The organism is Microcystis sp. T1-4, assembly GCF_000297435.1.
Classification (GTDB): Bacteria; Cyanobacteriota; Cyanobacteriia; order Cyanobacteriales; family Microcystaceae; genus Microcystis.
The window spans coordinates 1-2,557 of sequence record NZ_CAIP01000035.1; the positions used below are offsets into that span (position 1 = coordinate 1).

Sequence of the window (2,557 nt, forward strand, 5' to 3'; positions counted from 1 at the left end):
TTTCAAAAGTTGGCGGTCACTTCTCATTTTACCTGATAGTTATCGCTTTTACTTTTGATATTCTGATGGGAGAATGAAACAGCCCTAGGGTTGGGGGGGCCACACCCTGCCCCCAAGAAAAACTTTTTCAGCAGACCCTAAGTAGTCGTGCAAAATTAATTTCCCAGTCGAGACAGGAGACAGGAGACAGGAGACAGGAGACGGGAGACGGGAGACGGGATCAGATTTGAATTTTTAGTTCACTGTTTACTGGTCACAGCAAAAAGCTTTTGGCTGACGGGTGACGGCTTGGATGTGTAATTAATTTTGCTTAGGTACTTATCCAAAAAGGGATAGTTTCCCTCTCTAGCTTCCTTGAGGTGCAGAAAACTCCTGAAAGACTTGCTGGACAAGGAGTCCGAGTTATATAGGGGGTTGGCAGCAGGACCTTTTTACACCGGGATGAAAGAAGTGAATTTTTCCCCACCCTTCCCCCGAATGCACCCCGTAACTGATATAAGTAGAGATGTAGGTCTATAACCAAAATTGCCGCATCAGTTCGGTTAGGTGACTGTTTTTCGCTTGTCTAGGAGGGTAGATATGCTCAACGAATTAATTTATGAAGGATTAGGTTTAAGTGCTGTTTTCGGTGGACTATTCCTCTGGTCGCGCTCTGGTCTCGTCAGCAAAAATACCGCCCTTTTAGCCGCACAAGCGCAATTACAGCAAAGTAACTCAGATTTGTTGGCTCAAGTCAAGGGTTTAGATGTGGCGCAATCAGACTTAAAAGACGAAAATCAGCAGCTGCACGCCAAAATAATTTACATAGAACAACATTCCGCCCAATTACAGCACAAAGCTACGGATTTAGAAAATTCTCTCCAGTCCCTCCAGCAAGCTGTCCAGATAGGTGAGGGTGAAATCGAACACCTGAAAACCACCGCTAAGGAAATAGAAGCAGAGAAAGCTGGTTTGATGGAGCAATTAGAGCGAGAAAAAGCCCAAATTACTAGCCTAGAAGCACAAATTCAAACTTTAGAGCAGCAAAAAGGTGAAATTAACCGTCAATTTGATTTGACCAAAAAACAGACCACCTCTCTCTATAGCCAAATTCAGACCCTAGAACAGGATAAAGCTCTCTTACAGCAAGAACTAGAAAAAGCCGAGGAATTAAGGGCAAAAGTGGCCGATTTAGAGCATAAAAACCGAGAATTAAGCGATTTAGCCGCCCAAATTCCCAGCTGGCAAAGTCAAATTCAAACCTTAGAACAGAATCTGGCTGACCAAACAGAACAGTATGAGCGAGGACAGCAGGAAATAGCCAGCTTACAGGGTCAAATTAGCGGGTTAGAGCAGCAAAAAAAGTCTCTCAGCGAAGATTTAGCCGCAAGTCAAACTCGATCGCTCTCTTTAGGGCAAGAATGCGACAATTTAACTATAAAACTCCAAGAAACTGTCGCTCAAGTGACAGCCATAACCGACGAAAAGGACAGTCTCGGCGCTCATCTCGAAGCAGCTAAACTGGAGTTACAAGCTTTAGCAGCCCAGAAAGGGGAATTATCGGCAGAATTAACCACTGCTGCTGAAAAAATTGCTGATTTAGAAGGGCAATTAGAGGAATTAACCCAGTTACCCCAACAATTGGCCGATTCTCAGGCAAAAATTGCTAATTTAGAAGGGCAATTAGAGGAATTAACCCAGTTACCCCAACAATTGGCCGATTCTCAGGCAAAAATTGCCCATTTAGAAGGGCAATTACAGGAATTAACCCAGTTACCCCAACAGCTAGAAACCTATCGGGAAAACATTTCTAATTTAGAGATTCAACTACACCAGTTAAGTGCCGAAAAAGACCAATTAGAAACCACAACTTCCCGTCATATCGAGGAATTAAGCCAACAAAATCGCCAACTAACTCAAGGTTTAGAAGCCAAAAAAACGGCAGCTAAAGCTTTAGAAAAGGAAAAAATTAAGTTTGAGGGTGAGTTAGCAACTAAGCAAGAAGAAATCGCCGCTTTGGAGGTTAAAATTCAAAACCTCCAACAAGAAAGAGACGATTTTTCTCGACCAACTGCCCCCATTAACACTAATGAACCAGAAGCAATTATTATTGAAACTCCGGTAGTAGAAGAACCAGAAACCCCCCCGGTGATTGCCAAGGAAACCCCTGTAGTAGCAGCGGAAAAAATCCCGGTTGCCGACACAAGTTTAGAAGTGCAACCCGCAGCGGAGATAGTCCAAACGAGTCAAGAATCCGCAGAAAATCCCCTAAGGGGAAAAACCGTAGTTATACTAGGAACCTTCAGCAAAATCAGTCGCGAGAAAGTGAAATCATTGATTATTAATGTCGGTGGTACTGTTACCGGTTCCCCCAGTGCGAATACTGATTATATTCTCCTCGGTAAAGCTCCCGGTGATAAACTCAAAAAGGCTCAAAAATTAGGCATAAAAACCCTTTCAGAAGCCCAATTTCTGCAAATGGTAGAATCCTAAATCAGTTATCAGTTATCAGTTATCAGTTATCAGTTATCAGTTATCAGTTATCAGTTATCAGTTCACTGTTTACTGAAAAAACTTC

The 2,557-nt window shown here is 42.8% G+C and carries 1 protein-coding gene; it reads left to right on the plus strand.

Annotated elements, in window-relative coordinates; genetic code table 11:
* Positions 1 to 579 precede the first annotated feature (579 nt).
* Positions 580 to 2,472, plus strand: coding sequence for a BRCT domain-containing protein (locus MICAI_RS01920; protein WP_008197059.1), 1,893 nt, complete (start codon positions 580 to 582; stop codon positions 2,470 to 2,472).
* Positions 2,473 to 2,557: the final 85 nt, after the last annotated feature.